The 23,420-nt window shown below is 37.1% G+C and carries 17 protein-coding genes; 3 read left to right on the top strand and 14 right to left on the bottom strand.

Going from position 1 to position 23,420, the window contains the following annotated elements; all coding sequences use genetic code 11:
• Positions 1 to 19 precede the first annotated feature (19 nt).
• From KIK00_RS04500 to KIK00_RS04485, 4 genes are all read right to left on the bottom strand, one after another.
• Positions 20 to 406, bottom strand: a complete 387-nt coding sequence (locus KIK00_RS04500; RefSeq protein ID WP_255815374.1) for a DoxX family protein — start codon at positions 404 to 406, stop codon at positions 20 to 22.
• Between the two features lie 459 nt (positions 407 to 865).
• Positions 866 to 1,369 carry a TlpA disulfide reductase family protein gene (locus KIK00_RS04495; RefSeq protein ID WP_255815373.1) on the bottom strand — a complete coding sequence of 168 codons (504 nt, stop codon included), beginning with the start codon at positions 1,367 to 1,369 and terminating at the stop codon, positions 866 to 868.
• Position 1,370: 1 nt separating this feature from the next.
• Positions 1,371 to 1,799 carry a rhodanese-like domain-containing protein gene (locus KIK00_RS04490; RefSeq protein ID WP_255815372.1) on the bottom strand — a complete coding sequence of 143 codons (429 nt, stop codon included), beginning with the start codon at positions 1,797 to 1,799 and terminating at the stop codon, positions 1,371 to 1,373.
• Positions 1,800 to 1,879: 80 nt separating this feature from the next.
• Positions 1,880 to 2,146, bottom strand: coding sequence for a hypothetical protein (locus tag KIK00_RS04485; RefSeq protein ID WP_255815371.1), 267 nt, complete (start codon positions 2,144 to 2,146; stop codon positions 1,880 to 1,882).
• 104 nt (positions 2,147 to 2,250) lie between these two features.
• Here KIK00_RS04485 and KIK00_RS04480 point away from each other — a divergent pair, with 104 nt between their 5' ends.
• Complete coding sequence (locus KIK00_RS04480) at positions 2,251 to 3,915, top strand: FAD-binding dehydrogenase (RefSeq protein ID WP_255815370.1); 1,665 nt, start codon at positions 2,251 to 2,253, stop codon at positions 3,913 to 3,915.
• Here KIK00_RS04480 and KIK00_RS22890 read toward each other — a convergent pair.
• The 6 genes from KIK00_RS22890 to KIK00_RS04450 form a co-directional block, all read right to left on the bottom strand.
• Positions 3,905 to 4,072, bottom strand: coding sequence for a hypothetical protein (locus KIK00_RS22890; protein ID WP_370647735.1), 168 nt, complete (start codon positions 4,070 to 4,072; stop codon positions 3,905 to 3,907). The genes KIK00_RS04480 and KIK00_RS22890 overlap by 11 nt on opposite strands.
• A 115-nt stretch (positions 4,073 to 4,187) precedes the next feature.
• Complete coding sequence (locus tag KIK00_RS04470; RefSeq protein WP_255815369.1) at positions 4,188 to 4,997, bottom strand: phosphatase PAP2 family protein; 810 nt, start codon at positions 4,995 to 4,997, stop codon at positions 4,188 to 4,190.
• 33 nt (positions 4,998 to 5,030) lie between these two features.
• The gene (locus KIK00_RS04465) at positions 5,031 to 7,451 is read right to left on the bottom strand and encodes a TonB-dependent receptor (RefSeq protein ID WP_255815368.1); all 2,421 of its coding nucleotides are present in this window, start codon (positions 7,449 to 7,451) and stop codon (positions 5,031 to 5,033) included.
• Between the two features lie 50 nt (positions 7,452 to 7,501).
• Entirely contained in the window at positions 7,502 to 8,257 is a 756-nt protein-coding gene (locus KIK00_RS04460) for a hypothetical protein (RefSeq protein ID WP_255815367.1), read from the bottom strand.
• Positions 8,258 to 8,437: 180 nt separating this feature from the next.
• Complete coding sequence (locus KIK00_RS04455) at positions 8,438 to 9,724, bottom strand: HAMP domain-containing sensor histidine kinase (RefSeq protein WP_255815366.1); 1,287 nt, start codon at positions 9,722 to 9,724, stop codon at positions 8,438 to 8,440.
• A gap of 278 nt (positions 9,725 to 10,002) precedes the next feature.
• Positions 10,003 to 10,677: a response regulator transcription factor gene (locus tag KIK00_RS04450; RefSeq protein ID WP_255815365.1), complete on the bottom strand. Its 675-nt coding sequence runs from the start codon at positions 10,675 to 10,677 to the stop codon at positions 10,003 to 10,005.
• A 368-nt stretch (positions 10,678 to 11,045) separates the two neighbouring features.
• Between KIK00_RS04450 and KIK00_RS04445 the strand changes: the two genes are divergently transcribed.
• Positions 11,046 to 12,299 carry an NAD(P)/FAD-dependent oxidoreductase gene (locus tag KIK00_RS04445; RefSeq protein WP_255815364.1) on the top strand — a complete coding sequence of 418 codons (1,254 nt, stop codon included), beginning with the start codon at positions 11,046 to 11,048 and terminating at the stop codon, positions 12,297 to 12,299.
• A 166-nt stretch (positions 12,300 to 12,465) separates the two neighbouring features.
• Entirely contained in the window at positions 12,466 to 14,313 is a 1,848-nt protein-coding gene (locus KIK00_RS04440) for a chloride channel protein (RefSeq protein ID WP_255815363.1), read from the top strand.
• A 159-nt stretch (positions 14,314 to 14,472) separates the two neighbouring features.
• On the opposite strand, the gene KIK00_RS04435 is transcribed toward KIK00_RS04440, so the two are convergent.
• From KIK00_RS04435 to KIK00_RS04420, 4 genes are all read right to left on the bottom strand, one after another.
• Entirely contained in the window at positions 14,473 to 15,417 is a 945-nt protein-coding gene (locus tag KIK00_RS04435) for an aldo/keto reductase (RefSeq protein WP_255815362.1), read from the bottom strand.
• 265 nt (positions 15,418 to 15,682) lie between these two features.
• A complete protein-coding gene (locus KIK00_RS04430) occupies positions 15,683 to 17,491 on the bottom strand; it encodes a hypothetical protein (RefSeq protein ID WP_255815360.1) in 1,809 nt (602 codons plus the stop codon).
• 294 nt (positions 17,492 to 17,785) lie between these two features.
• On the bottom strand, positions 17,786 to 18,937 hold the full coding sequence (locus KIK00_RS04425; protein ID WP_255815359.1) for an efflux RND transporter periplasmic adaptor subunit: 1,152 nt from the start codon (positions 18,935 to 18,937) through the stop codon (positions 17,786 to 17,788).
• Positions 18,938 to 18,944: 7 nt separating this feature from the next.
• Complete coding sequence (locus KIK00_RS04420) at positions 18,945 to 23,282, bottom strand: CusA/CzcA family heavy metal efflux RND transporter (RefSeq protein WP_255815358.1); 4,338 nt, start codon at positions 23,280 to 23,282, stop codon at positions 18,945 to 18,947.
• Between the last annotated feature and the right edge of the window lie 138 nt (positions 23,283 to 23,420).

The following is a 23,420-nucleotide window of genomic DNA, read 5'->3' as shown; positions in this document are numbered from 1 at the left end:
TTGCAATATTCCTGAAATGTTATTGATTGATCTTTTTTAAACGAACTTCAGGAAGCATGAGATTGATAAAACTGAATATCAACAAGACATTAAACTCGATCCCATTGGTTCCACCTCCTACCACAAACCAACCATTTTCCCAATGGATATAATAGATTCCCAATGCAAAAATTATAATGTTACAGAGAGCAACAGGCTTTATAAACCGGTCTTTCCAGATAAGAAAAACAGAAACAAGGTGTGTAAGCTTTATTAACCAGGCAAGATACAGTCCTATTGGAGAAAATCCTATGGTGTCCAGATAGTGAATGCCAAAATTGTTGACATCTCCACTAAAAATAGAGATTGCGCTATGCATAAGCAAGATGACTGATAATGCACATCTGAGGAAGTAGTTCTTTTTCATGAAACGAATATAGATATCATGGAGAAGTAATAGGTTGTATCATATATCAATTGCTTTTAACAGTATATGAAATTCTTTATATTTTTTAGTATAAGCTTCATAATCAAGCTTAATGTGATCCATTTTTTTCTTAGAATAATAAATATGCTATCAAATTATTCTACACCTATTCTTTTAACCCATTTTTTTATTAACTAATTGTTACTTAATTCAAAGCAAAATTTAACATTTAAATTATTCCCTTTATTGTGATTTTTATAAAATTAGTTCTTATTTTTACAGCATTAATGAAAGAAAATAATAAAAACGGACTTAAAAAACCTTATATCTTAATTAGTAGTAACATGGTTCCCTCCAATGTTCTTCTGATTAATCATGAAAAATTATTCGGCTCCGATTCTAATATACAAATAGCAATCAAATGCAAAAAGAGTGGCCATCCTGACCACTCTTTTGAGATTAATTGTTGTTTAGATTCTTCTTTAAAAACTCTTCCAGTTCCTTTTCGTGAAGATTTTTAGCAATGATGGTTCCTTCGCCGTCTATGATTACATTAAAAGGAAGCTCATCTATTTCATAGGCTTTAGCAACAGGACTTTTCCAGAATTTTAAATCACTGATCTGTATCCAGTTGATATTGAATCGTTCAATTGCTTTCTGCCAGTTCTCTTTATTTTTATCTAAAGAAACCCCCAGAATTTCAAACGTATTGGCTTTAACCTGATCCGAATAGGTATCATACAATTTTTTCAGCTCAGGCTGCTCTCCTACACACGGGGCACACCACGTGGCCCAGAAATCAACAAGAACCAGTTTCCCTTTTAAACTTGAAAGTGAAAATGAAGAGCCATCCGGTTTAGTCAAGGTTATTTCAGGAGCCTTCTTTCCTACTTCAATTTTGTTTTGAGCGAATACAAATCTCGAAAACAGGATTAAAAACACTATGGTAAAACTCGTTTTCATATTAATCATTTGTTGGATAATCCTTATCCAGCCAATCGGTTTTTATATTTTTAGGAAGATTTAAAAGCTTCGCATTTTTAAAGCCCATTTCCATCAGTAATGCAAAAGCAGGACGTATATTAGGACATTTTACAAAAGGACAGCATCCGCAGTAGATTACAATTTCTCTGTTCTTTGGAATATCTTTAAGATAAGTTCTCAGTTTTTCCAGGTTTTCTGGTTCATGTGTTGGCCCGATGTCTACAGAACCTTTGATGATGGCTTCCGGGCCTACTGAAATAATCATCAGGTCTTTTGTTGAATGCTTTACAATTCTGGAAGCCAGTAACGCCGGATCCATCAGCTGGCTGTCTTTCCATGGATCCTGTTTTTGCTGTGCCTGACTGAAAATGGAGCAGACAAAGCAGGCAATGATAAACAAATATTTCATACTTCTTTTTTCACAAAGATAAAAATGTTTTAGTGAGGGATCTGTTTTAAATACAGGAAAATTAGCATCCATGGGATATATCAGACTTTTTTTGGAGTTACATGAATCACATTAGAAGCTCCCGGCTCTATGATAAGTCGGGTAGCTCTTTCCCTGTCATTTCCCCTGCCCTGAATGGCTGATCCAGTAGCGAGGGTTAATTTTCCCTGAAAAACAGGATGTAATGATACCAGTGGAATTTCAATTTCCTCCTCCTCCAGCTGGATAATAATTGATTCTGCCTCAATAGGCTGACGTGTTCCGTCTTTTAATATTGCAAATGCTTGGTATTTATAGTTTTCTTCCATTTTTATTCTATGTAAACAATAAAAGTATTAAGATTTTTTTAATTGTTTCATTTAAATAATTAATACATTTATGGGAAGTATCATTCAATAAAAACACCTGGAAAATGGAAGAAAGATTTCTGCCTGATGTCATCATCATAGGAAGCGGACTGGCGGGGCTTACTGCTGCAATGGAAATTACTAATGCCGGGAAAAAAGTACTGCTTTTGGATCAGGAAACCGAGCAAAATATAGGAGGCCAGGCATTCTGGTCATTTGGTGGTTTGTTTCTGATCAATTCACCCCTGCAAAGAAGAATGGGAATCAAAGACTCTTATGAACTGGCTTTGCAGGACTGGAAAGGAACCGCCGGTTTTGACCGTCCGGAAGACTACTGGCCCCGTCAATGGGCAGAAGCTTACCTGAAATTTGCTGCCGGTGAAAAATATGAATACATTTCCAAACTAGGTATCAAGCTGATGTTTATGGTTGGTTGGGCAGAACGCGGTGACGGTTCAGCAACAGGACACGGGAATTCGGTGCCTCGTTTTCATGTAAGTTGGGGAACTGGTACAGGCGTAGTAAAACCTTTCGTAGAAAAAGCGTACAAAGCTCAGGAAAAAGGATTGCTTCAGATGAAGTTCAGACACAGAGTGACAGAATTGCTGTTGGAAAATGGAAAAATAAAAGGCCTCAAAGGAGATATTCTTGAAAATGATACTCAGGAAAGAGGGGCAGAGACTAGCAGAAATGTGATCTCAACATTTGAATATACTGCCTCAAATATCATCATAGCTTCTGGTGGAATTGGTGCCAATCATGAACTGGTAAGGAAAAACTGGCCCGAAAGACTCGGAAAAGCACCGGAAAATATGGTCTGCGGTGTTCCAGCCTATGTAGATGGCAAAATGATTGGTATTGCAGAAAATACAGGAGCTCATATTATCAACCGTGACAGAATGTGGCACTACACAGAAGGTTTGCAAAACTGGAATCCCATCTGGCCCAACCACGGAATCAGGATATTACCAGGACCTTCTTCTTTATGGTTTGATGCTAAAGGGAAACGGCTCCCTGCTCCCTTTCTTCCCGGATTTGATACGTTGGGAACCTTACAATATATACAGGAAACCGGGTTTTCTTACTCGTGGTTTATCCTCACTCAGAAAATTATTAAAAAAGAATTTGCTCTTTCGGGTTCAGAACAGAATCCGGATATTACCAATAAGGACTACTCTCTTTTTCTGAAAAGGATTTTCGGTAAAAAGGCTCCAGGGCCGGTAGAAGCTTTTAAAGAGCATGGAAAAGACTTTATTGTATCAGATAATCTGGAAGATCTGGTTAACAGGATGAATGAACTGGCCGGAAATAAGCTTTTGAATTATGAAAAAATAAAATCTCAAATTGAAGCCCGGGACAGAGAATTAGACAATAAATTTTCAAAAGATACCCAGGTTAATTATATCCGGAATACCCGGAATTATTTAGGAGATAAACTTGGACGTGTAGCGGCTCCCCATAAGATTTTAGCCCCAGAAAACGGTCCTTTGATTGCTGTACGGCTCAATATTTTGACCCGTAAAACTTTAGGCGGTATAAAAACCAATCTGAATGGTCAGGTATTAAAAGACGACGACAGTATTATTGAAGGATTGTATGCTGCAGGAGAAGTGGCAGGTTTTGGCGGTGGCGGAATGCATGGTTACAGAGCGCTGGAAGGAACATTTTTGGGAGGCTGTATTTTTTCAGGAATGAAAGCCGGGAAATATATTGCGGGGCTTAAAAACTAAATAATAGTATATCCTTTAGACCTGAAAAATTATAAAGATATGCCTGCCATTGCAGCGACAGTTGTTTAGCAAAGGCCACCTTTCCGATATAATCAACATCTATCAGCTGTTTATCTACTTCAATATCCGTTTCCATTGCTAAAGCACGTTGTGACAATCCGGCATTGTTAATCAGAATATCAATTTTTTCAAACTGTTCTGATGCTGTACCTTATATGATCAGAAAATGGTATAATGAAAAGCATGATTCAATGCTGAATTGTGCTTTTATGTTAGAAGGTTTTTACCAACCCTATTCCTACAATTTTATTCTGATAAAATGGCATTACCATCGTAGATGATAAGGTATTTTTACTCTTATTTTTTCCCCGTAATAAATTGTCAATTTTTGGAAACAGCCAATATGCAAGTTCGGTAGAAAGAATTCCAAATCCGGCTCCTGCCACAACGTCCCCCAGCCAGTGCTTATCATTCAGCATTCTGTATACCCCTGTGAAAATAGCAAATGGATATCCTGAAATGCTCAGCCAGAAATTACTGTCTTTATATTCCCTGAACATAAACTGTGCTGAAGAAAATGCTGTTGCCGCGTGTCCTGACGGAAAAGACAATGTATTTGATCTGTCCGGTCTTTCCTCTTTTACAAGATACTTTAAAGGCATTATAAAGGCTGCCGCAATCAGCTGTGAAGAAGCATAGATGATAGTACGGTCTCTCAGGTTATGTTTCCCTTTTATTCCAGCTGCGTTCAGTCCATATACTATGACTGCAGGGGCATATTGGGTATAATTATCCAGTTTTATTTGTGTGGGCCGGTGTTCGTTAATCTCAACTTTTGTAGAGATATTAAGCTGCTTCAGATTATTCATTGTCAAACCTGCTACTCCATAGGCAATGAATGCTGTGGGAATGATCAGGCTTTTATAATTCAGCTTGCTTTTTTGAATCTCTGTAGTGATAATGCTGTCTTGCACAGGCTTCTGAACTTCAATCGTGTCATTTGTATTCTGAGCATTGATTCTGCTTAAAGCTGAACTTAAAACCAAGATATACATCATCGTTGTTTGGAAGTGTTTTTTCATTCTAAATCACATTTGTAATTATTCAATTCTGTATTAAAATTTATAGCTGTACCCCAGCCGGATCACCTGTGTTTCATAATAATCATTGCTGGTATAAGCGAATCCGCTGCCTTGAACAGACTTTCTGATTACCATTGTATTGAGTAAATCTGAGGCATTTAAAAACAGTTCACCTTTCCCTTTCTGAATGGCTTTTTTCAATCCTGCATCCATTGAAAACCTGGATTTTATTCTTCCCTGTGGAATAATATCCGGTGCCAGATACACCAGTGTAAACTGCATATCCAATCCCTTTGAAAAATGAAAAACGTTATTCATCTTGATATTTCCTGAAATGGCTGTCTGCTGGTCTGCCGAGAAAGTATTAGGTGCTGGATACAGGTTTTCTACAGTAAATGCATTGATCTGGTTACGGTATAGATTTCCATTGATATTAAAGGAATATACATCAGATATCTTTTGATTCCATATCGTTTCCAGCCCTGTATTATAGCTTTTTCCGGCATTCTGGAATATGGCATAAATAAGAGTACTGTTCGGAATAATGCTTGAAATTCTTGTGATGGTTCCGTTGGCAAAACGGTAGTATAATGCAGAATACAGATATCCGTTGTTCCAATTGTGTTTATATCCAAGTTCAATAGAGTTCGTAAACTGAGGGCGCAGTGCCGGATTTCCTACCTTAATGATTTCTGCATCATCATACTTTGGAAAAATACGGATATCAACTTCATTAGGACGGTCTACCCTTCTATTGTAAAATACTGAGAACTTATTGCGGTTATCAAGTTTATAAGCAAGTCTGAAATTAGGGAATGGTTGCGTATAATTGTATCCGTCACTTTTATATGTTGGATGATTAGGATTTACGTCATATTGAATTTTTACATATTCCAGCCTCAACCCCAGCTCTGCTTCCCATTTTTCATTTTCAAAAACATAATTTCCGTACACTGCAGGAATAAATTCTTTATAATCGGCTTTTCCTCCCGCAGAAACATCCAGAACAGAGTTGGCTCCAGGAATAAAGTTCATATTGGTAGGTATGCTTCTGTTTCGCAGTTTAATTCCGGTTTCTATCCGGCCGTACTTTAAAGGTTTTACATAATCTACGTTGAAATCGTAGACCTGTTCATCAGATAATAATTTGAAGGCATCAGTTCCTGCGGAAGAAAGAAGATAATTATCATAGAAATACTTTTCATCCTCTCTGTGGAAAGTATAATTGAATCCTACATTCAAAACATGTCCGGCATCTTTGAATTTATGCTGATAAGAAGCGGTTCCCATAACGGTTGTTTTCAGTTCATCTTCCAAAAACTGCCACAGGCGGAGACGTTGGGACATATCTCCATTGAAAAACGGCTGATCTCCCCTGTCGATGATCTTTTCGCTTCCATACATTCCTGAAATGGTTAATGTATTTTGTGGATCAATAGTCCAGTCTATTCCTGCTTTAGTAGTGAAGAAATTTGTATTTCTGTTTCTTTTCAGCTGAGAATTAATAACGGTTCCATTATCATAAGTACGGGTTACAAATTCATTCTTATTAAGCGTTTCAGTATATAAATTATCAGCCTGTAAAAATATATTCACCTTATTTTTTCTGTAATTAACAGACAGTGATGGATTTATTTTAGGTGTTAGCGTATATTGCGGTCTTATTGTGGGAAGGTTTTCTTTTCTTACCCAAAGTGAACCTAAACCTGTTGTAAATCCTACTTTTCCGTTCCACCCGTTCTGTTTATTCTTTTTCATAATAATATTGATAATCCCTGCATTTCCGTTCGCATCATATTTCGAGGAAGGATTGTTGATGATTTCAATTTTATCAATGGCAGAAGCCGGAATATTATCCAGTCCTGTCTGACTTCCAAATCCGGTGAGTGCAGTCTGTTTACCGTCAATAAGTACTGTTACTTTATCATTCCCTCTTAATTGTACTTTACCATCCTGTACGGTAATTCCGGGAAGATTCTGCATGCTTTGTAATACCGAGCCGCCACTTTGGCTGATATTGTCTGCTACGGAATAAGTTTTTTTATCAAGGCGGCTGTCTATTTCATTCTTTTTGGAAGCGGTAATAGTGATGGCTTCTATTTTAGTTTCATTTTCCTGTTTCTGAGCCAGTTCAATAGTGGGAATTTCCAGAAACTCTGAAAGACTTCCTATGAAAACAGGCTGTGTGTATGTATTATATCCAGTGATGGAGGTTTCCAGAAGATAATGGTCCGGTTTTATGCCTGTAATGGAAAATCGTCCTTCCTCATTGGTAATGGTTCCGGCTGTAAAAGTGCTGTCTTTTTCTTTTCTTAAAATAATATGGGCGTAAGGTATTGCTGCTTTATCTTTATTGATGATTCTTCCGGATGCCGTTACAGAAGCTGTCTGAGCTGAAACAAGGGAAGAAATTGCCATACAGGTTGGAAAAAATAACAAGGCTGTTTTATTCATTCTGCTAGTCTTTATTTGCTTTAAAAAGTTCGTTATAAGGGAAATATTAATTATTCGTTTTGCAAGGGTAATTCCCGGCTGTGTTTTCTTTGTGAAATGATAATCATTAAAACCATGAGAGTAAGAGATATCAGGGAAGCATTGAGTGTTCCAAGGTCCAAACCTCCTTTAGCTAAAGGTTTTGTCAAAAGATCTCCGAATGTAGCACCAAATGGTCTGGTAAAAACAAAGGCAATCCAGAACAGGACAACATGATTGATTTTCGTGAAATAATGAAGTGCTACTACCACCAATATGATCAGCCCTGTAATCAAAGCTCCCGTCATATAGCCAAGTCCTAAATTATCACTCAGAAAATCCCCAAAAGCTGTTCCCAGACTATTAGAAAATAAGATAGCCGTCCAGTAATAAAATTCTTTGTTTCTTTCAGAAATCGGATAGACCTCGAGGTTTTCATATTTTCTATACCATAGGAATAAGGAAATTAATAGACCTAAAAGCAAAATCAGACTCCCTGCCAAATATCCTGTTTTTAAAGTACGGTCGATAAAATCGGAGATTTCTGTTCCCAAAGTTGTTGATCCAATAATCACGATCCAGTATACTGCCGGAATATATTTTTTTACACGGAGCTGTACTGATAGGATAAGGATAAAAAATGCGAGTGTAACTAAAATACCTATAACATATCCAAGATTAAGGGTCATAGAAATAAAATCTCCCAAGGTCTCCCCTAATGTAGTTGCTACAACTTTCATAAGCCAGAAAAGAAGGGTTACGGCTGCGACTTTGTTTGCTGTTCTCATTTTGTTTTATTTTTGGATACCACAAATAGCACTGATCCAGAAAATCAGAATAGTTCCTGTGATAAAAAGACAATTTTTACAATCATTTCTAAATAAAATATCTACCTCAGTATTTTCTATACAAAGGTGCAATGTGATTTAGAAGAAATTTTGAATTGCCGGAGCTGTGAATTTTTTTAACTATAATTTAACAGTGAAGATATGATGACTATTTTCAAACCTGTAGCTGATGGTCCAATGATGAAATCTGCAGATTTCATGGATGATAGCGAGCCCCAGCCCGCTTCCGCTGTTATCTGTTGAAAGTTTTGAAAATCTTTTGAAAAGCAAATCCGTATTCAGCCTTTCAGCACCCGAATTGGAAACCTCAAAAGAAGAATCTGCCAGTTGTATAGAGATAGAACCTCCTGGAGAAGTATGACGGATTGCATTGATGATGAGATTATTGATCAGTATTTCTGTCAGAATACTGTTTCCTCTCACCTTTACACCACTTGAGACATCTTCATGAATGGAAATATTTTTTTGTTCAATATGTTCCCCGAGAGTATCAATACTTTGTTGAAGCAGACGATCAAAGAAAATAATCTCCGAACTGTCAAATTGGTTATTATCAATTTTAGCAAGCAGCAAAAGGTTTTTATTGATGCGCGAGCTTCTTGTAAGTGCTTTGTTCATATCTTCAGCAATTCTGTACTGCTTTTCAGTAAGATTCTGATCCTGAAGTAAAAGATCCAGCTTATTTTTAATAATAGCGAGCGGAGTCTGTAATTCGTGAGAAGCATTTTCAGTAAACTCTTTCTGAGTTTTATAGGTAGAAATATTACGTTCCATCAGCTTATAAAGAGACTGATTAAGTTCTTCAAATTCAGCAGTATCAGAAACCGGAAATTTTATTGTATTCTGACTGTTAAGATTGAAAGTTTTCAGTTGATCCAATGTACTCCTGAACGGTTTCCAGATAGATGAAGAAAGCCTTCTGTTAAGATACAAAAGCCCGAGAACAATCACCACAAAGAAGAATATGGTGATCATCGCAATTACTGCTATTGTTTCGTGAGATTCCTCAATATTTGTCTGTATGGTGAACAGATAAGGCTTGTTGTGAATATAAATTACTTTTTCAAGACATCTGTAACGTTCCTTTTTTTGTTCCGAAATAAAAGGAAGGTGTTTTTCATAAGTGTAAACACTGTCCCTCTTTACCTGATTGGGAGAAATTCGTTCAATATTGGTTTCAGGCTGAATGTGATTCCATAATTCAAGACTTTTGTCTAGTGCTTCTTCTGACAGTTGTAATTGGTTAAATTCATAAGCTGTTTTCTCTACAATAATCTGATTGTGCTCATCCAGTTCGCTTTTCCAGATCGTATCTACCACAAAATAATACACAGGAATACTTATCATCAGCACAATAAGTACGTAGATAAGAAAGGGTTTCGTGGTTTTGGTAAGTAGAGGCTTCACAATATTGATGAATTATAAATTATGAGTTATGAATTCTTGTTTTTCTTCGAAGAATAGCAAAGTTTTAACTTTTGTTTTATTTTTTGATGTAATGATAATGCTTCGGATTATTTTTTAATATTTCAGTGGCTTCATTACTTATGCTTTCATATTCCGTGGATGATAAATAATCGGTATGAAATGAAAGATATTTATAAAATTAATAATCCTAATTGTAAAACTAAAACTTTTATCTTTCAGTACATTTTTATTTTCACTCATAACAATTCATAATTATTCTAGCTTTCCCACTTATATCCCGTTCCGTACACTGTTTTCAGATAATGTCCGCATCCGGCGTCATACAGTTTTTTCTTAAGGTTTTTCACATGAGCGTATACAAAATCATGATTGTCAAGCATATCTGCAAGGTCTCCGGAAAGGTGTTCTGCCAGTGTACTTTTGGAGATGACCTTATTTCTATTCCCGATAAAATAAATTAAGAGATCAAATTCCTTTTTAGTTAATGAAATGACTTCATCGTTTACAGCAACTGTTTTAGCCAGCAGATCAATCTGAAGTTCATTCTGTTTTACTACATTGGAACTGCTGAACTGTTTCCGCCGGATGATAGAATATACCCTTGCCATCAGTTCAGAAAGGTGAAAAGGCTTAGTGAGATAATCATCAGCACCCAGCTTCAAACCTTCAATTTTATCGTCCAGGGCATTCTTGGCAGAAATAATGATAACACCGTCCTGTTTCTGCTGTTTTTTTAATGCTTCTAAAATTTTAAGACCATTGCCGTCTGGAAGCATAATGTCAAGTAAAATGCAGTCATAGTCAAATGTCTCTATTTTGTCCATTGCTTCACTGAATGTACTGGCCGTTTCACAGAGATAGTTTTCTCCGGACAGATATTCGGAAATACTTTGGGTAAGCGCTGCTTCGTCTTCAACGATTAGGATTTTCATGCTATAAAACTATCATTAAATTTTGAAGAAATTTTGAATTTAAATAAATAAACATACAAGAGCCACTGCAACTATTTATTTTCCTCGGAACCTGTGCTTTCTCATAGATCAGTTGTTATTTTTCTGTTAAAATAGTCGTTTTCATATTAATATACTTAGAATGTTGGATTCTTAAACAGGCTGCAAACATCGTGTTGCATCATCGGAAACGTTAAAAAGAAAAATAGAGAGCAAACCCTGAAACTCTTGCTTCTCATAAAATTAAGTACGTCTTGTTGTTTTAAACATTATGTTAAATATTTCTATTGACACTCCTTTGGTCCTGTTATTGAATCAGTTTCAGTATACTATTTCAATAATAACTTACAATGAAAAAGCATATTCTAATCGTAGGAGGAGGATTTGCGGGCATCAATCTTATCAAATCTCTCAAAAATGATAAAAGGTTCAGAATAACTCTGGTTGATAAAAACAATTATCATTTTTTCCCGCCACTCATCTATCAGGTTGCTACTTCCTTTATAGAAGCTTCCAATATCAGCTATCCTTTCAGAAAACTGTTCTCAAACGATAAACATGTGAAATTTCATATGGGGAGCCTGCTGAAAGTAAATCCTGAAAATAAAACAATAGAAACTGATACAGGAAACCTGAACTATGATTATCTGGTACTGGCTTTAGGAACAGAGTCTAATTTCTTTGGAATGGAGAATGTAAAGAAATGTGCTCTGCCCATGAAAAATATAGAAGAGGCTCTTTATCTGAGAAATCATATTCTGCTGACCCTGGAAAAAGCTGCCCGGAATAAAGACATTAAAGAAGCCGAAAAACTTCAGAATATTGTTATTGCCGGAGGTGGTCCTACAGGAGTTGAACTGGCAGGGATGCTGGCCGAAATGGGACACTACATTGCACAGAAAGAATATCCTGAAATAAAAATGGGGCTATCTAACCTTTATCTAATTGATGCCCTGCCTACTTTACTTTCACCGATGAGCCGACTGGCTCAGGAAACGGCCTATGAAAAACTGAAAGAATTAGGCGTTAAAATTCTGCTGAACATTTCTGTAAAAGATTATACAGACAATAAAGTCATACTAAGTGACGGAAACTCTATTGAGACAGAAACCCTGATCTGGACTTCCGGGGTGATAGGAAAAGAAATCCCGGGATTGCCGGAAGAAAGTGTTGGAAAAGGAAGACGGGTTTTAGTGGATGCCTATAATAAAGTAGAAGGTACTACCAATATCTATGCACTGGGAGACCTTTCTTTAATGCTGGCTGAAGAAAAATACCCGAATGGTCATCCTCAGCTCGCCCAGGTTGCCATCCAGCAGGGTAAAAATCTTGCTGCCAATTTTAAACGGATTGAAGACGGAAAAGTTCTGGAACAATTCCGGTACAATGATAAAGGCAGTATGGCTATTATTTCAAAATACAATGCTGTGGTAGATCTTCCAAAGCATTCATTTCAAGGATTTACAGCATGGCTCACCTGGCTTTTCATTCACATTATTCCTCTGGTAAGTTTCAAAAATAAAATTCAGCTGGCAGTAGATTGGTTCCGCCTGTTTATTACCAATAATCCATCCATCAGGCTTATTCTCTTTCCGAAAAAATAGCTGCGGGATTATTATTGCCGGCTAACTCTAAGAAAACAGGATAAATATTATCAGAAATAAAGTTCATGAACAGAATTTGAGAAAAGTCTTTTTAGGTGTTTTTGTAAGATATTTCATAAATTTACGGAGCTGTATCTATTCATAACAGCATAAAAATGTTTCTAAGGTGAAAATTCACAACAAAAAAAAGTACCTGAGCTTCCTTAAATTTAAAAGAGATTTCCAGAAATACGGATTGGAAAAAGCACGCAGCTATGAGCTTATTCTGCACTGGCTGAACAACAGGCTGAGCAGAAATCAGTTTCTTGTTCTTTCCGGAATTCTGGTAGGCTGTACGGCGGGTCTAGCTGGGGTTATTCTGAAAACACTGGTACATAATATTCACAATTTTATTACCAACAAAGTTCACTTTGAATATCAGATACTATTCTATATTGTTTTTCCTTTTTTAGGAATTGTTCTTACCACAATGATCGTTCTGACGTTGTTCAAAGGACAGGACCGTAAAGGTATCGGGGCTATTCTGTATGAAATTGCACAGAATTCAAGTATTGTAGCTTCTGTTAAAATGTATTCCCAGGTGATACAGAGTGCGGTTACTGTAGGTTTGGGAGGTTCTGCAGGATTGGAGAGCCCTATTGCCGTTACCGGAGCTGCCATTGGTTCAAACTATGCGCAGACCTATAGATTAAGTTACAAAGAACGAACTTTATTGCTGGCTGCCGGTGCTACAGCGGGAATTGCTTCTGCATTCAATGCTCCTATTGCAGGGATTATGTTTGCGTTTGAAATTCTGTTGACCGGAGTCGTTTTTACAGATTTTATTCCTTTGGTTGTGGCAGCAGTCTGCGGAAGTCTTTTGTCGAGGATTTTACTTCAGGAAGATATTCTTTTCAGGTTTTATACAAGAGAGCCGTTCAATTATAAAAATGTTCCTTATTATCTTATTTTAGGACTTGTAACGGGTTTGTATGCCCGTTATTTTGTGGTTGTTTCCCAAAAAGTAGAGCATTTTATAAAAGGGCTTCAGCTTTCCAGAATGCGTAAGGCAATGTTTGGAGGAGCTATACTCTCATTATTATGTGTTCTTTTTCCTCCCTTATTCGGAGAAGGATATGAGACCGTGAAAGCATTTACCAACGGGAATACCCATTCTATTATTGAAAACAGTTTTTTCAGGTATTTTGAGATCGGAGACTGGACAATTATTGTATTTCTAATTCTGGTATTGCTTTTAAAAGCATTTGCCACTTCTTTTACCATATTCAGTGGTGGTAACGGAGGTAATTTTGCTCCGTCCCTTTTTGCAGGTGGAACTCTAGGATACTTATTTGCCTTGGTTTGCCAGCACATAGGTTTTACAGATGTTCCTGTAACAAATCTTGTATTGGTAGGAATGGCCGGAGCGATGAGCGGTGTATTGTATGCCCCTCTTACTGCAATATTTCTGATTGCAGAATCCAGTTTCGGATATGACCTGTTTATCCCTCTGATGATTGTTTCTGTAATGTCTTACCTTATTGCTAAATGGTTCTCCCCTATTTCCCCCGAACTGAAATCTCTGGCAGATGAAGGAAAGATATTGACCAATAAACATGATAAAAACCTTCTTTTTGCTTTAAGAACGGAAGATTTTATTGATCAGTATTCTCAGACCATTAATCTAAATGCTGCTGTTACTGAACTATTTGAAATGGTAAAGAATGGTGATAAAAATATTTTTGCCGTTGTAGATGATCAGAGAAAGCTGAAGGGAATTCTTACACTGGATGATATAAGGCCTTATCTTTTTAACAAAGAAATGGATGCTTCCCAGCTCGTTGCCCAGATTATGAAAACTCCCACGGCTATACTTCACCGTGAAAATAAGCCTCTGGATATTCTTCAGACCTTTGATGATACAGGCGTATGGAATCTTCCGGTAGTGAGTGAGAATAATGATTTTGTAGGCTTTATTTCAAAATCTTCAATATTGATGAGCTACAGACAGCTGTTGAAAGAATATTCTGATTAATATTTATAACAGAATATAACAACCGAAAACCTGAATTCCCCTCCTTTGGAGGGGTGCCAAATCAACAGATTTGACGGGGTGGTTAGCGTCGTCAAATAATAAAAAATCCGTTCAGCAATGAACGGATTTAATTTTAGTCTATAATGAAAGTTGAAAAAATTAGTTGCTTGCTTTATTCAGCAGATCAATATCTTCCTGATCCAAAATAAGTTTTGGTGCATTGAATACCGTTTCAAGCTGTGATGCACTCGTGGCACTTACAATAGGTGCTGTAATCAGAGGATTAGATAACAGCCAAGCAAGAGAAACCGTTCCCTGGGTGGTATTATGCTTTGCACTTACCTGATCCAGTGCTTTTAAAACTTCAAGCCCTTTAGGGTTTAAATACTTTCTTACTCCCTCACCTCTCGCACTTTTTGCAAGATCTGCTTCATCACGATATTTACCTGTTAGAAAACCTGCTGCAAGAGACCAATACGGGAATACACTTAAATCAAACTGCTCTGCCAGAGGTACATAATTTCCTTCAAAGCCCTCCCTTTCCATCAGGTTATAATGAGGCTGTAATGCAACATATTTAGGAAGATTATTCTTTTCTGCAGCTTCAAATGATGCTTTCAAACGTTTTGGTGATAAATTGGAAGCCGCAATATAGCGTACTTTTCCAGCCTTAATGATCTCATCATAAGCAGAAAGGGTTTCTTCTACCGGAGTAATATTATCATCAAAATGAGTATAATAAAGATCAATATGATCTGTCTGAAGCCTTTGCAGAGATTCATCTACAGATTTTAAAATATGCTTTCTGCTGATGTCATAGCCATGCTCTTTCGTTTCAGAACCTACTTTTGTTGCCAAAACGATATCATTACGGTTGGAACGGCTTTTCATCCACTTTCCGATGATCTCTTCAGATTGTCCTCCTTTTCCGTTTACCCACCATGAATATGTATCTGCAGTGTCTACAAAATTGAATCCTGCTTCTGCAAAGCGGTCCAGTATATCAAAAGACTGTTTTTCATCCAGCGTCCATCCAAAAACATTTCCTCCGAAATTGATTGGCGCAATCGTTAAATCGGTGTTTTTGATTTTTCTTTTTTCCATAAAAATAATTTTACTAAGTGAGCTCTAAGGTAAGGAATATTAAGCCTTGAGAATATTCAAAATAGCCATTCCCGCTATAGTTATTATAAATGGAAATACTGATGTTTCCTAAGTTTTTTTGACTATCATCTATGTCGGAAGACGTAAAGGCGCAAAGAAATCTTACCAGCATTGTGTTATATGGTTTTTCCAACAAAACAGCTCAAAAAAATAAAAACAGCCCCATTTAAAAGCTGTTTTTATTATCTATCAATTAAAAATACGGTTATTTTTCAATCTGCGGAATCTCAATAGCGGTAAGCTGGAGTTTATATTCCTGTAATTGCAGGTTGATGGTTGATAAACCGTTGCTGAAGAATGATGATCCTTTAAAAAGATCATGATAATATTCTATTCCTTCAAGTACATTCTTTTTGAAAGCATTCCATTTTTTTGTCTGGGAATGGGTAATCTGTACTGATGATTCTGTAATTTCCTTCCTCAGATAGTCAACATACATTTTCAGTTCGTTGATGAACATATTCGGACGTTGAGTATTGGAAAGAATGTTGGTGTTTCCATAAATATGTTTTACCATTTCCGAAAGTGAAACTTCTTTATCAAAAAAGGCAATATTGGGTCCGGGACATATTACAACGCCCTGTTTTTCACCTTTTATTTCAAGATTCTGTTCCATATATGCTGCATTCACAAGTCCTACACACAGGCAGGCTTTATCAGTAATTTGAGACTTTCTTTTATCGAACTCCTTTTCTGTTAATATTTCCTGATCAGCATACAATTCTTTCAGTTTTATATCCTGATATTTTTTGGAAGCGGTACAGATTCCTTCCGGTGAGAATTCTTTGCTTAATGCCAGAAGTTTTTTGGGACAGGAACTGCCGTATTTTCCTCTGGCTTCTTTTTCATACTTCAATGTTTCGTTGGAAGTTCCTTTTACCGTGTTGAAAGGGACTCCCAAGGGAGAAATATTACTCAGGTACAAATCCTGCTCTTTTGATTTCACAAGCAGATTCCTGGTTTCAGTATCTACCGAAGTAGCTTCAGGTACCAGTAAAAACGGTGAGCCCCATCCTACACTGTCTACATTATAATTAGCCAATAAAAACTCATGTTCTTCGGAAGTTCCTACTCCACCCTGAACGGTAATTTTCATTTCCAGAGGCTCGGAAACAATAGGCTTCCCTTTTTGTTCCAAAGCGGCTGTCATTAAGGTATGCGCTGACTGTACCAGATCATTTTTTTTCTGTTTAAACTCTTCCATGATCGGCCCAAGAAGCATTCCTTCAGTTGCAAAGGCATGTCCTCCACAGTTCAATCCGGATTCTATTCTATATTCTGAAACCCACAATCCTTTTTTAGCCAGAAAATTTCCCTGGATCATTGCAGAACGGAAGTCACTTACTTTAAGAATGATTTTCTTTTTAATCTTTCCGTTTTCATCCGGGAAAAAGTCTTCAAATTCTTCCATATAGCTGTACAGACGAGGATTCATTCCTGCAGAAAGAACCATTGATGATGATAGTTTGCTTTTGGCAAATCCCCGTAGTGAAGCGTGGGCATCGTTATACATAACAGGAAGCTGTTCATTGTTCTTATAATTCTCTTTATCTACTTTCGTCATGATATTGACGTCAATACTTCCAGGTCTCAGGTTGGATTCTATGAAGTTTTTAATATTGGAGCTCCAATTATCTTTTTGATTAATAAGATTCTGAAGACTTGTTTTAAGATCCGAAGTATTCGGAAGTATGGCTATGAAGTCTTTTAAAGCCTCTTTGTTTTTGCTGATTTCCTGTTTGAAAGATTCAAATTTTTCATTCACGATATCATCCACCATATCCAGATAGGCAGTAACTCTTCTTGCCCTGTAGTCATCTGTCTTTGTTGAGATTCCAAAATAGTCGAGATTAAACTTTTTATTATAAAAGTTTTTCATCTTTTCCAGGATTTCATCATCAATGATGGAGATCACAGAAGAAATTCCATATTGTGCAACACGGATTGGGCTGTCTATTGTGTAAGCCAGTCCCATTACCGGAATATGGAAGTTGTGCAAAGATTTTTTTGTCATAAAGTTTTGATAAAAGTTCTTTTTATAATTCATCTAAAAATCCTTTACAACTATTCACTCCTTAAAAATATTATTTTAAAATGAATTATGCATCAAATAGTATTTCTCAATATGTAAAACATGTCAAATGTCATGTTTTATATTTTTAACGCAGAGTAATAGTGATTCTAATGTTCATTTTGAGAGAGTAAAAAATGCGACTTTGTCTCTGAAGAAGCTTTATGATGAAGCACTTTACAAAGCAAAAAGATCAATCTTTCGACTGATCTTTTGATTCTATGATATGTATTTAAGCTATTCCGCTTTGTTTTTGAGCATCATCAGAAGGCTGTAAGCTCCTTTTTGTACTATCTTCTTGTCCTTTAAAAAATCTGCTTTTAATACCTCTGTAAACTGATCATCTGAAATTCCGGTCACTACGGGAATCATTTTGTAGTTGAATTTTCCAAGATCTTCAAAAATATAATTTTTATTTTCAAAAGATACTATGGTTTCGTTGGGAAGTCCTTGTGTGTAATGGCTGCTGATATTCACTTCGGCATTCACGTACATTCCTTTTACAAATTCAGAATTTACAGAAGATAATTTGGCAACAGCATTTGCAGAGCCTCCGTTTTCAATGTTTGGAACCACGCTGACAATTCTGGCATTGGATTTTATATCAGGATTCTGATTGTTGTAGACCAAAATTTCCTGCCCTACTTTTACATCATTCACATCGTTTTCAAAAATCTTTAGTTCTAAAAGTAATCCAGCTGGATTAATGAGTTCAAATAAAGTATCAGCCGGATTGATGTATTGTCCGTTGTTCACAAGAATTTTGCTTACAAAACCGGTAAACGGAGCATAAATATTGATCTTACTTCTGATATTTCCGGTATGCAAACCTTTGGTATTGATTCCAATGATTCTCAGCTTTTCTTCGAGCCCTTTTAAAGTAGCAGTCAGGGTAGAATAATCTGCCTGAGCAGTCTGCATGGTCTTATCACTGCTGGCTTTGCTTGTATTAAGGTCTTTCTGACGGTTAAAGTTCAGTCTTGCGGCTTCAAGCTGTGCTTTTGTCACCAGATAATCCTGCTGAAGCTGTATGAACTGCGGATCTTCAACAACTGCCAAAACCTGTCCTTTATTGAAATGACTTCCATTAATTACGTTAATAGATTTAATGTGCCCGCCCATAATACTTGAAACCGAACTGATGTGGGAAGGTGCAATGTCTGCTTTTCCGTTCAGCCGTATCAGTTTTTCCATATTTCTGTTCTGAATAGTGGTTGTTGTCAATCCTACAGATTGAAACTGTTTTTCCGTAAGATGAACCGAGTTTTTATTGTTTTTTGTAAATTTTGTGTTTTCGTAAACCGTTTTTTCTTCCTCTTTTTTTCCTGAACATGAAGATAAAGTAAGAATTAAAACAAGGCTGTATATTGATATATTCTTGAAATGCATGACGTTGTTATTTTGAAATTAAGAAATTAAGTTCTGCACTGATCTGATTCAGTCTTTCCAGCTGATCAATATAGTCTGCTTTGGTTTTTACGGCCTGGTTCACCAATATCACCCAATCCAGATAATCAATCTCTCCTGTTTCCATTTGTCTTTGCGCAGTTTTTAAAATAGTTTCGGATCTTGGAAGTTGTTTTTGTTCATAATTTTCAATGATTTTCTGTTGGTTCATATAATTATTCAGCTGTTGTCTCAATCTGTTTTTAAGTTCAATTTCTTTTCGCTGATATTGATTTTCGGAGATTGCAATTTTTGCCTGTGCAGCCTTTGCCATAGCCCTTTGTCCTTTTGTAAACAATGGAATTCCCACACCCACCTGAACTGAATTGAAACGGTTATTGTTGATGTTTTTCATGCTCTGATTGGTATACCCAACAAGAAGGTCCGGGAGAAGTCTGCTCTTCTCCAGCTGTACTTCCGCCTCTACTACTTTGATCTGTTGCTGTAGATACTGAAGTTCAGGATGTTGTTTTACCATCTCCTCGGAAATCTGAAGGCCGATATTCATCATTGGTTTATCCGCAACAGGTTGGTAAGAAGTTTCGGACTGAAGTAAAACCTGAAGCTGGAGTTTTGCCACATTCAGATCATTTTCAAGAGTGTTCAGCTGTACTTTCACCTGTTCTTTCTGGATTTCAGCGGTTGATTCCTCCAGAATGTTGGCTTCTCCTTTTTTTAATCTTAGTCCGGCCTTGTCAGCAAAATTATTGTACATCTGGCCGATGTATTCCAATACTTTTTTCTTTTCCTGAAGCACCAATATCCTGTAGAAAACGTCTGTAACCTCTTTGGACAACTGTGCTTTGGTCAAATTTTGATTGATGATACTGGCAGACCATTCTGCATCCAGCATCTGTTTTCTCTTTGAATATACTGTAGGAAAGCTGAATCTTTGAGAGATTCCGAATGAATTGTCGGTTTCCTCTCCCTGAATCTGCCCAAACCCTCCTGTAACTTCCAGCTGCGGAATATCCAGATAGCTGGCTTTGAGTTTTTCCTGATAATCTGATATTAATTTTGAGTTTTTAAGGGTGCCATTCTGATGATAGGCCATTTCCAAAGCTTGGTCATAAGTAATGTTTTCCTGAGCCTGAAAACTTCCGAAAGAGATCAGCAATATGAAGACTGACAGTTTTTTATAATTGGTTTTTTTAGAGAATTTCATTTTATCTTTATTTATATTTTCAAACAAAACGTATAAAATAGGAAGCACAAAAAGGGTTAAAAGTGTGGCGAGCATCAAACCGCCAATAACAACGGTGGCCAAAGGTCTCTGTACTTCTGCTCCGGCACCGTTGCTGATTGCCATAGGAAGAAATCCTAAAGAAGCCACAAAAGCAGTCATTAAAACCGGACGAAGCCTGATTTTTGTCCCTATCAGTACAATCCTGCTGGTGTTGGTTATTCCATTCTTTTTCAATCGGTTAAATTCTGATATCAAAACAATTCCATTAAGTACTGCAACTCCAAATAATGCGATAAATCCTACTCCTGCACTGATGCTGAATGGCATTCCTCTCAATGCCAGAAAATAAACACCTCCTATTGCTGATAGTGGTATGGCAGTATAAATCAGCAAGCTGTGTTTTACAGAACCGAAAGCAAAGAACAGCAACAGGAAGATCATCACTAATGAAATAGGAACTGCTATTCCCAGTCTGGTTTTAGCTTCATTTAAATTTTCAAAAGCTCCTCCATAAGAAACAGTATATCCAGGTGACAGTTTCAGGTTTTTACCTGCCTTTTGCTGAAGTTCTTCCACAATACTTTGAACATCCCTTCCTCTTACGTTAAAGCCTACGATAATTCTTCTTTTGGTATCTTCTCTCTGAATCTGGTTCGGACTGTTTTTAAGCTCTACTTTAGCTAGCTGTGATAAAGGAACCTGTTCTCCTGAAGCGGTAGGCACCAAAAGATTCCGGATGCTTGTGATGTCTTTTTTATGCTCATTATCCATTCGGACAACGATATCAAACTTCTTCTCACCTTCATATAAAGCACCTGCTGTCTGGCCGGCAAAAGCCATATTGATCACTCTGTTGATATCTGCTACCGAAATATTATATCGGGACAGTTCAGAACGGTTATAATCAATCACAACTTGCGGAGCGCCTACCACAGGTTCAATATAAAGATCCTGAGCTCCTTTTACTGAATTGATGATGCTTCCCATCTTCTTTGCATAGGCAGCAAGACTGTCCAGATCTTCACCATAGATTTTGCATACCACATCCTGCCTGGCACCAGTCATCAGTTCATTGAAACGCATTTGTACAGGGAATTGGAAACTGGTTGTCAATCCCGGAATAACACTTAATGCCTTACTCATTTTATCAGAAAGTTCAGGAAATGTTTTTGCAGAAGACCATTCCTTTTTAGGTTTTAAAACAATAATCATATCTCCGGAATCCATTGGCATAGGTTCTGTAGGAATTTCTGCACTGCCAATTTTCATTACCACCTTTTCTACTTCAGGAAACTGTGTTAAAAGGATATGTCCGGCCTGTGTGGTGGCTTTCTTTGTTTCATTAATATTGCTTCCCTGAAGGATTCTCATTTCAACTGCAAAATCACCTTCTTCCAAAGACGGAATGAATTCTCCACCCATCCTGGAAAGGGTAACAACAGCACCAACAAACAGAGCCAATACTCCCAGGATAATGGTTTTTCTATATTTAAGGGCCTTTATCAGGAATTTCCGGTGGCCTGTTTCCACTTTGCCCATTACTTGGTCTGAAATATTTTCTTTTTCTTTTTTCTTTCTGCTCAGTACCAGAGAGCTCATCATAGGAATATAAGTAAGGGAAAGAATAAATGCACCAATCAGTGCAAAAGCAACAGTCTGAGCCATTGGCTTAAACATTTTTCCTTCAATCCCCTGAAGTGTAAAAATAGGAAGATATACAATCAAGATAATGATCTGGCCGAAAACCGCACTGTTAACCATTTTGGTAGCAGAACCGGAAACCTGGTCATCCATTTCTTTTTTGCTGAGCATATTATCTTTTCCAAAATGCTTTTTGTGAGCCAGCTGGTGCAGTACCGCTTCTACAATGATAACAGCTCCGTCTACGATAAGTCCGAAATCAAGCGCTCCAAGGCTCATCAGATTCCCTCCTACACCGAAAATATTCATCATAATAATCGCGAAAAGCATCGCTAAAGGAATTACAGATGCCACCAGTAATCCTGCTCTAAAATTTCCTAAGAACAAAACCAGAATGAAAACAACAATCAAAGCTCCTTCCATTAGGTTTGTTTTTACTGTACTGATGGTGTTGTTTACCATTTTAGCACGGTCAAGGAAAGGTTCAATCACCACTCCTTCAGGTAATGATTCCTGAATTTTTTCCAGTCTTTGTTTGATATTTCCAATCACTACATTGGCATTCTCCCCTTTCAGCATCAGAACAATAGCTCCGGATACTTCTCCCGTATCATTATACGTCATGGCGCCATACCTTGTTGCATAACCTATCTTCACGGAAGCAACGTCTTTAATATGTACCGGAATACCTTCTTGGGTTTCTGCCACCTGAATATTTCCGATATCTTCGGTACTTCCAAGAAGCCCTTCGCTGCGAATAAAAAGAACAGTTTCTTTCTTCTCAATATAAGCACCTCCGGTATTTTGGTTATTCTTTTCCAACGCCCCAAAAACATCGTTGATATTGATATTGAATGCCTGAAGCTTGTTGGGATTAATGGCAATTTCATATTGTTTCAATTTTCCACCGAAACTGCTGACATCTGCTACTCCTTTCGTTCCCAGAAGCTGTCTTCTGACCACCCAATCCTGAATGGTTCTGAGTTCAGTTTCATCATAGACATTTTCATACCCTTTTTTGGCTCTTACCACATATTGGAAAATTTCCCCCAATCCGGTAGAAATAGGTCCCAGCTCTGGTTTGCCAATTCCGGCAGGAATATTGTCCTGAACAAGCTGTAAACGCTCCTGAACCTGTTGGCGTGCCCAGTAGACATCCGTTTTATCATCAAAAACTACAGTTACTAATGAGAGTCCGAAGCGAGAGAAACTTCTAAGCTCCGTAATTCCGCTAATGTTGCTGGTGGCCTGTTCGATAGGAAATGTAACAAGGCGTTCTATATCTGCTGCACCGTAAGAAGGAGCAGTTGTAATGATCTGAACCTGATTATTTGTGATATCCGGTTGGGCATCTATGGGTAGTTTGGTGGTTTCATAGACGCCAAAAAGGATGAGAGCCACTGTAAACAGAGCAATGATGAGTTTATTCTTTACAGAAAACTCAATAATTTTATTTAACATGGAAAAAACTATTAATTGATAACCCGGAGTGTCTTAAAAAAGCTGTATAGTCTTTATTTTTTACAATTGCAAGAGCTACATGATATCTAAGAATGTTTACCTGAAACTCATGTCCTTTATTGTAAACTTATCATCCTG

The organism is Chryseobacterium sp. MA9 (assembly GCF_024399315.1).
Lineage (GTDB): Bacteria > Bacteroidota > Bacteroidia > Flavobacteriales > Weeksellaceae > Chryseobacterium.
The sequence above is the reverse complement of the archived record's forward strand: the minus strand, read 5'-3'. Positions and strand labels throughout refer to the sequence as shown.

Bases quoted from the DNA above. Each gene is read 5' to 3' on its own strand.
- KIK00_RS04500 (WP_255815374.1), bottom strand. From the start codon at position 406: ATGAAAAAGAACTACTTCCTCAGATGTGCATTATCAGTCATCTTGCTT.
- KIK00_RS04495 (WP_255815373.1), bottom strand. From the start codon at position 1,369: ATGAAAACGAGTTTTACCATAGTGTTTTTAATCCTGTTTTCGAGATTT.
- KIK00_RS04490 (WP_255815372.1), bottom strand. From the start codon at position 1,799: ATGAAATATTTGTTTATCATTGCCTGCTTTGTCTGCTCCATTTTCAGT.
- KIK00_RS04485 (WP_255815371.1), bottom strand. From the start codon at position 2,146: ATGGAAGAAAACTATAAATACCAAGCATTTGCAATATTAAAAGACGGA.
- KIK00_RS04480 (WP_255815370.1), top strand. From the start codon at position 2,251: ATGGAAGAAAGATTTCTGCCTGATGTCATCATCATAGGAAGCGGACTG.
- KIK00_RS04470 (WP_255815369.1), bottom strand. From the start codon at position 4,997: ATGAAAAAACACTTCCAAACAACGATGATGTATATCTTGGTTTTAAGT.
- KIK00_RS04465 (WP_255815368.1), bottom strand. From the start codon at position 7,451: ATGAATAAAACAGCCTTGTTATTTTTTCCAACCTGTATGGCAATTTCT.
- KIK00_RS04460 (WP_255815367.1), bottom strand. From the start codon at position 8,257: ATGAGAACAGCAAACAAAGTCGCAGCCGTAACCCTTCTTTTCTGGCTT.
- KIK00_RS04450 (WP_255815365.1), bottom strand. From the start codon at position 10,677: ATGAAAATCCTAATCGTTGAAGACGAAGCAGCGCTTACCCAAAGTATT.
- KIK00_RS04445 (WP_255815364.1), top strand. From the start codon at position 11,046: ATGAAAAAGCATATTCTAATCGTAGGAGGAGGATTTGCGGGCATCAAT.
- KIK00_RS04435 (WP_255815362.1), bottom strand. From the start codon at position 15,417: ATGGAAAAAAGAAAAATCAAAAACACCGATTTAACGATTGCGCCAATC.
- KIK00_RS04430 (WP_255815360.1), bottom strand. From the start codon at position 17,491: ATGACAAAAAAATCTTTGCACAACTTCCATATTCCGGTAATGGGACTG.
- KIK00_RS04425 (WP_255815359.1), bottom strand. From the start codon at position 18,937: ATGCATTTCAAGAATATATCAATATACAGCCTTGTTTTAATTCTTACT.
- KIK00_RS04420 (WP_255815358.1), bottom strand. From the start codon at position 23,282: ATGTTAAATAAAATTATTGAGTTTTCTGTAAAGAATAAACTCATCATT.